Here is a 7,324-nt window from a genome sequence, read left to right as displayed (position 1 = left end):
TGGATCCCGATATGGGCCATCAGATCGTCGATGATGCCGGTCTTGATGTCCTCGGCGCTGCTGCCGCGACGCTTTTGTGCGCTCTCGCAGAGGCGCTCGAATCCGAACAATTTTCTGTCTTGGTCTTCCGCCTCGGTCACTCCGTCCGTGTGCAGCACGATCACGTCGCCGCTCCCGAACACGATGTCGCGCGTGGCGATGAACTTCGAGATGTCATTCTCTAGGCCAACCGGCAGACCCAGATCCATCGTGTCGATACGTTCGACGTCCCCGTCCGCACGCACGACGAGAACGTCCTCATGCTGGCCGGATAGCGTTACCCGCTCATCCTCGAAGTCAAGGAAGGCCAGCGAGAGATGCTTGCCGGTGTTCGTCCGCTCGATGTTCTTGTAGATCGCTCTGTTCAGCCGATCCAGAAACTGGTGCGGATCCCTTTCGTTGGTCTCCTGCAGCGCGCGTGCAACGGATTGGACCATGAGCATCAGCACGCCGCTCTCAAGACCATGACCGGTCACGTCGCCGATGCCGATTTTGACTCGTGACCCGTTCTGCAGGACGTCATAATAGTCACCGCCGACCTCGTCGGCCGGCCGCATGTAGGCCGCGATNGGTGTTCGTCCGCTCGATGTTCTTGTAGATCGCTCTGTTCAGCCGATCCAGAAACTGGTGCGGATCCCTTTCGTCGGTCTCCTGCAGCGCGCGTGCAACGGATTGGACCATGAGCATCAGCACGCCGCTCTCGAGACCATGACCGGTCACGTCGCCGATGCCGATTTTGACCCGTGACCCGTTCTGCAGGACGTCATAATAGTCACCGCCGACCTCGTCGGCCGGCCGCATGTAGGCCGCGATCTCCAGCCCTGGAATCGCTTCGAGTTCGAATTGTTTCGGCAGGACCATCATCTGTATCTGCCTAGCGACCGCGAGTTCGGCGCCAAGGCGGACGTTCTCATCCTGCAGCTTTTCGTTGAGTGCGGAAATCTCCTGATTGGCNACCGCGAGTTCGGCGCCAAGGCGGACGTTCTCATCCTGCAGCTTTTCGTTGAGTGCGGAAATCTCCTGATTGGCATCCCCGAGTTCCCGAGTTCGTTCGTCGACGATTTGCTCGAGGTTTTCCGTGTGAAAGCTGATCTGCTCGGCCATCCGGTTGAAAGCGATCCCTGCCGCTCCAACCTCGTCGCGCGTTGGAATGCTCACGCGGACCGAATAATCTTTGGACTGTAGCNGACCGCGAGTTCGGCGCCAAGGCGGACGTTCTCATCCTGCAGCTTTTCGTTGAGTGCGGAAATCTCCTGATTGGCGTCCCCGAGTTCCCGAGTTCGTTCGTCGACGAGTTGCTCGAGGTTTTCCGTATGAAAGCTGATCTGCTCGGCCATCCGGTTGAAAGCGATTCCTGCCGCTCCAACCTCGTCGCGCGTTGGAATGCTCACGCGGACCGAATAATCTTTGGACTGTAGCCGCTGGGCGGCGCTGGCGAGCGCCCTGAGACCTGCGGTGATCCGCTTCGAAATTCCGAGCACGGCGGCAAAAACTATCAGAAGCGAAACGACGATCGCAGCGATCTNCCCTGCCGCTCCAACCTCGTCGCGCGTTGGAATGCTCACGCGGACCGAATAATCTTTGGACTGTAGCCGCTGGGCGGCGCTGGCGAGCGCCCTGAGACCCGCGGTGATCCGCTTCGAAATTCCGAGCACGGCGGCAAAAACTATCAGAAGCGAAACGACGATCGCAGCGATCTGAAAAAGCAGGACACGGTTGGTCGCGCGGGAAATACTGTCCTGCGCGGCGAACAGGGACGCATAGATCTCCCGTTCGGGAACGACGATCCCGACCGACATCGTTTCGGACTTGATCGGTCCTGAACTCCACAGATTGGTTGGCTTCAATCTTTTGAGGACAACAATGTAGGGTACGTGTTCGCCCTTNTCGTCGAGCATGATATGCTGAATCACGCCGTCATTGTTCTGGTCGAGAGGCAGCACTGCGATAGCCGGCTGCGTGCTTCCCCGCAGTGACCTCTCCAGGCCAGTGACGCCTTGGCTGCCCGCATCGCTCGATGACGTCAGGCCGATGATTGCCTGGCCCGACGGATTGATCGCCACCACGTTGCCAGTCGACATCGTGAGAAAGCCGAACCCGGTTTCAGCGATCTTCACACGTTCGACGACTTCCGCGAGTTGGTCGAGAGTGATGTCTGCTCCCGCTGTACCGGCAATACCGGTGTGATCACGCGTCCACAGCGGATGGAAAAAGCTGACGATCAGCTTTCCCGTGATTGCATCGGTGTAGGGCGCCGTCTGGGTAATGTCATCGGGCACCGGCCGAGAGGCCGGATCCCTACCCCATTGCTGCCACGACCCGTAGATACCCGGAAAGAAGAACTCCCAGAATTCCGCCTTGTTGTGGCCCGGATAGANCCCATTGCTGCCACGACCCGTAGATACCCGGAAAGAAGAACTCCCAGAATTCCGCCTTGTTGTGGCCCGGATAGAGCTTGTCGAAGGTCTGTGCCTGGTCCGTATACGGTACGGTCCTAAATATCGGCCGTTCTTTTGGACCAATATAATACATCTGCAGTTTGGATGACCCGCTGGCCATTAGCGTCGGCGCAACGAGGTCTAGGACGGTGCTGTCTTCTATTGCCTGCTGAACGCTTGGCAGCGGACTGTGGTCGGCGCCCAGCAGGTAGCCCCAGACGCTGACCACGGACGGCGCGCCCGGCAGGTTCTGTGCCCAATCGCCCTGCGCGTCATAGACCACCTTTACCGAGCCGGGCGCTTGCTGCGAAAGCGTGGCTCCGACCTGTTGCTGCCTGCTTGGATCGTCGATCTGGGCCTGCAGCACGCCGGCCAACGCCTTGACGTCCCCATGAACTCGATCGAGCAGCAGGTCGACGCTCAGCGCTGTCGATTGGGCATAGGAACGAATGTATTCCTGGTTTGCGGTCGTCAGGCCCTCACCGACTTCCGATGTGGCATCGCGCGACAGCTTTTGAACGTTCCAAAGCGCCAGGCCACCGCTCAAAAGGAGATCGAACAGCACGGCGCCGCCAACGACCAACACGAATTTCGCTCGAAACGAGCGCAAGCCGAAGCGCGGCGTTCCCTCATCGGCGGCTTTCATTGCGGCCGTCGCCCCGATGCGACCCAGATCGGCCAACCCGCATAACCCTTGGGGTGGAGCGCAGCGAAAATGTGGTCCTCGAAGCCCTGCCGAAAGCGCGTGACGAACTCCGGCCCATCGCCGCGTCTGGTCGCCATCTCGCCCGCATAGACATCCGCCCAGGCTGCAATGACATCGGCGAAGTCCTGCGGATCGCCGTCCAGGTTAGTGACCATGAAGGTCTCCACAAGGATGTCTTCGAATCCAGCTTCCACCAGGTATCGCCGACTCTTGGGCCCAAGCTCGACGTCCATCTCGAAATGCCCGAACAGCTTCGCCACCTCGTCGTAGGTCCAGCGAATGCTTTCGCCGCNATCCGCCCAGGCTGCAATGACATCGGCGAAGTCCTGCGGATCGCCGTCCAGGTTAGTGACCATGAAGGTCTCCACCAGGATGTCTTCGAATCCGGCTTCCACCAGGTATCGCCGACTCTTGGGCCCGAGCTCGACGTCCATCTCGAAATGCCCGAACAGCTTCGCCACCTCGTCGTAGGTCCAGCGAATGCTTTCGCCGCGCGGCTCGCCGAGGCAATGCGAATTCTTTTCGTTCGTGATATAGACCCGACCGCCTGGCTTGCAGATGCGGTAGAGCTCCTTGAGGATGAGTTCAGGTCGATTGAAGATTTGCAGGGAATGTCGGCAGGTGACCAAGTCGAACTGCGCTTCGTCGAGCAGCATCTCCGACGCATCGCCATACGTATATTCGATGCCTCGGATGTCGAACTCCCGCATCACTCGTCGAGCATAGTTCAGGCTTGATCTGGAGTGGTCGAGGGCGACGATGCGTGATGGCTGGAACTCCTTCTGCGCGAGCACAGCGAAATCGCCGATCCCGCAACAGATGTCGGCCATGACGATCCCGGGCCTCATCCCGTGTCGCGGCAAGATTGCCCGCTCGTGGCGCCATGTCATCTTTGTCTGAGTACGCAGGATCGGCACGAACCCGCCTTCCTCAAGAAAGCCCTGCCCCGGATAGAATTCGGTATCATATTCCTCGACGGTGATGTTCGGTTCAATTCCGCTCAGGCGACCGAATTTTCGCGAGGTCCATCCGACGACGCTTGACGTGATGACGACGAATTTGAGATCGGGTCGAGCGCGACAGGCGTCGATGATGATCCTCGAAAAGATGTGAAACGCGGCGTTGTTCATCTGCGTCAGGCGCCTGACATTGACGTAGAGAACGCCGCGCACACGGCCGATCGCATCGCGAAGCAATGCTATGCTGGGCCCAAGCTCATCGATCGCCTGAGGCCGGACCACTCCCGATATGGAGAACTCCTGGTTGTTCGCGTCATATTGCGCCTTAAAGCGCGGGAGAAGGTCGTATGGGCTCAATTTTGCAAGCCCTCGAGCGGAAGATCCAGGACAAGCTTGATTGCATCGCCGTCGGCCTCCTCGATCCAGAGTGTCGCGTTGTAGTCGACAGCCAGTTCCACGAGNGACAAGCTTGATTGCATCGCCGTCGGCCTCCTCGATCCAGAGTGTCGCGTTGTAGTCGACAGCCAGTTCCACGAGTATGACCCCGCGGCTCGGCGCGAGATCCCCAGACACCGAATTGAGGTATCGCTCTCTGGCCTCCATTCCTGCAAGTTGCGACACGGCTTCTTCGTAAAATTGGCGCTCCGCCGGCAAGCAAGGAAATGTCAACTCGATCCTATCTGTCGCGCCATGGCGAGACACCCTGCATGCCAGTTCGCCATCGGCATGGCGCGTGCGAAAGGCGACTTCGAGCAATTCGTTGAAGGCGGAGGAAAAAAGATTTGAATGCCGGACCGAGTCAGACCTGTTCTGACTGATCATCCGGGCCATGTATGTCGAGACATAATCGCAGTGTCTCCAGGCTGAGACAAAAGCTTTGATTCCCATGTCGATCTGGATCATGGGTTCAAAGGTCGGTCCGCCGTCAGCCAAGTCATGATGAACAGGTCCCATCGGCATCCTCACTTGTTGCTTCAGCATTGAACCCCGCGGGGTGATGGCCTCCGCGACGAAAAACTTCAACGCCCGTGGTCAGGCAGTCTGGCACCGACTTGAACAATTGCGCGGTATTGCCCTCGATCGTTCCACAAATCCCCACTTCATCGTTAGCAAAAGGGTTCGAAGCGCTAGAGCGCCCGATTTGATTCCTGCATCGCTCGTGCCACCCTCGGCGGGGACCGCTTGATGAAATCGCCGATCGCCTCGGCTGGGAGAGGCCGCCCCAGGAAATAACCTTGCAGACAATCGCAATTTTCCTTGATCAGCCACCGTGCCTGTGCCGATGTCTCGACCCCCTCGGCAGTGACATTTATCCCTAGGCCGTGCGCCAGGTTCATGATCGATCGCACGATCGTTTGGCTTTTGAGGTCGGTCTCCAGGTCCGCAATGAAGTACTGATCGATCTTCAGAGTATCGAAGGGAAAGTTCTTAAGATAGCTTAGCGATGAGTAGTATGTTCCAAAATCGTCGAGCGAAATTCGTATTCCCAGGACGTTCAGGGTATTCAACGTATCGATATTGTCGATCGTCTTCTCAAGCAGGACCGTCTCCGTTATCTCAAGTTCAAGTCTGTCGGCTTCGATTCCAACTGCGTCGATGATCTGGGCGATGGTGTCCGTCAGTGAACCGCTAAGGAACTGAGCTGGTGACAGGTTCACCGCGACTGTCAGCGAGGAAGGCCACGTCAATGCCTGGCGACAGGCTTCCTCGAGCACCCATCGTCCAATCTCTTCCATCAGACCGTCGGCTTCGGCGATCGGTATGAACACGTTAGGTGGAATGATTCCGACCTCAGGGTGCCGCCACCGCAGCAGCGCTTCGAAACCGATCACCGACGAGGGGGGCCGAATGAGCGGCTGATACTCCAGATAAAGCTCGCCCCGCTCCAGCGCGGTTCGAAGGCTGCGTCTCAGATTCTCGCGTTGCTCAAGCAAGAGCAGCATCGAACGATTGAATATTCGAGCGCAGCCGCGTCCATCTGTCTTGGCCGCGTAAAGAGCAATGTCAGCGGCTTTCATCAACTGTTCGCCATCGGTCCCGTGCTCCGGCCCGAAAGCAATNTATGAACACGTTAGGTGGAATGATTCCGACCTCAGGGTGCCGCCACCGCAGCAGCGCTTCGAAACCGATCACTGACGAGGGGGGCCGAATGAGCGGCTGATACTCCAGATAAAGCTCGCCCCGCTCCAGCGCGGTTCGAAGGCTGCGTCTCAGATTCTCGCGTTGCTCAAGCAAGAGCAGCATCGAACGGTTGAATATTCGAGCGCAGCCGCGTCCATCTGTCTTAGCCGCGTAAAGAGCAATGTCAGCGGCTTTCATCAACTGTTCGCCATCGGTCCCGTGCTCCGGCCCGAAAGCAATTCCGATACTCGAGCCGACGAAGACGGGAATGCCGTTGATGACGAACGGGTTCTTGAACGCGTCGACCAGGGAACCGGCAAGGCGCTCAGCTTCAGCTGGCTGCTCTTTTCCCAATTGGATGACAGCGAACTCATCGCCGGCATACCGGTACGCGGATTCGCCGTCCTGCAGCGCGTCGCGGATACGGCCCGCCGCGAGCTGAAGAAGCGTATCGCCTGCTCCATGCCCGAGCGTGTCGTTGACTGCTTTGAAATCGTCAAGGTCGATCTGCAGCAGGGCGGCTTTCGGCTTCAGTTCACCGAGGGCCGCCAACGCTTGCTGAAGCCGCTCGCCGAATCGCCGCCGATTCTGCAGTCCGGTCAGCATGTCGTGCGTCGCCTGATGGAGCAGAATTACATGCTCTTGCTCGTCCGTCACGCTGCGCCCATCGCGCTCCCTTGATTCAATGATTCCAACACCATTTGCAGTGGCGAAAACAAAAACGGACCGCAGCCCTTCGCCCGATGACCGCGGCAAATCGATGCTTGCCGGTGAGCCACCGTGGAACACACGAAGAAATTCGCCGCGATACGTTGCATCGAGGAAGCTCGGGTAGATCTCCCAAAGGGCTGCACCCGGTGTCACCGCGCCTCCGTACACGCCCCTGAGCTTGGTTGCGTAGTGGGTCAGACAGAAGTCGCGGTCGTAGAACGACAAAAGTTCGGTCGTGTTGGCCAAAAGGTCAGCGAGAAGCGCTTCGCCGGGACGTCGAACATCGCTTGAGGAAGCCCCGTCACTCCCGTTGCCGACGCCTGATGCCTCTGGAGCCAAGAGTCACCTCC

At 58.5% G+C, this 7,324-nt stretch carries 2 protein-coding genes and 7 pseudogenes; all 9 read right to left on the bottom strand.

Going from position 1 to position 7,324, the window contains the following annotated elements; genetic code table 11:
* A pseudogene (locus tag X744_RS0137215) lies at window positions 1-608 on the bottom strand (PP2C family protein-serine/threonine phosphatase); the annotation flags it as partial.
* Window positions 568-1,197 (bottom strand): SpoIIE family protein phosphatase, encoded by a 630-nt coding sequence (locus X744_RS1000000176260; RefSeq protein WP_348626164.1) that lies wholly within the window; start codon window positions 1,195-1,197, stop codon window positions 568-570. The gene X744_RS1000000176260 and the pseudogene X744_RS0137215, both read right to left, overlap by 41 nt.
* A 29-nt stretch (window positions 1,198-1,226) precedes the next feature.
* Window positions 1,227-1,562 (bottom strand): annotated as a pseudogene (locus X744_RS1000000173835) (HAMP domain-containing protein); the annotation flags it as partial.
* A 3-nt stretch (window positions 1,563-1,565) separates the two neighbouring features.
* Window positions 1,566-3,123: pseudogene (locus X744_RS01000000169830) on the bottom strand (HAMP domain-containing protein); the annotation flags it as partial.
* A pseudogene (locus X744_RS1000000173830) lies at window positions 3,120-3,470 on the bottom strand (SAM-dependent methyltransferase); the annotation flags it as partial. The pseudogenes X744_RS01000000169830 and X744_RS1000000173830, both read right to left, overlap by 4 nt.
* Before the next feature lie 12 nt (window positions 3,471-3,482).
* Window positions 3,483-4,499, bottom strand: a pseudogene (locus X744_RS14275) (methyltransferase domain-containing protein); the annotation flags it as partial.
* A 105-nt stretch (window positions 4,500-4,604) separates the two neighbouring features.
* Window positions 4,605-5,096, bottom strand: a pseudogene (locus X744_RS0137195) (ubiquinone biosynthesis methyltransferase UbiE); the annotation flags it as partial.
* Between the two features lie 173 nt (window positions 5,097-5,269).
* Window positions 5,270-6,181 (bottom strand): annotated as a pseudogene (locus X744_RS0137190) (GGDEF domain-containing phosphodiesterase); the annotation flags it as partial.
* Entirely contained in the window at window positions 6,147-6,920 is a 774-nt protein-coding gene (locus X744_RS1000000175230) for a diguanylate cyclase (RefSeq protein ID WP_280948953.1), read from the bottom strand. The pseudogene X744_RS0137190 and the gene X744_RS1000000175230, both read right to left, overlap by 35 nt.
* Window positions 6,921-7,324: the final 404 nt, after the last annotated feature.

Origin of the sequence: Mesorhizobium sp. LNHC252B00 (assembly GCF_000502955.1) — a bacterium.
Classification (GTDB): Bacteria; Pseudomonadota; Alphaproteobacteria; order Rhizobiales; family Rhizobiaceae; genus Mesorhizobium.
The sequence above is the reverse complement of the archived record's forward strand: the minus strand, read 5'-3'. Positions and strand labels throughout refer to the sequence as shown.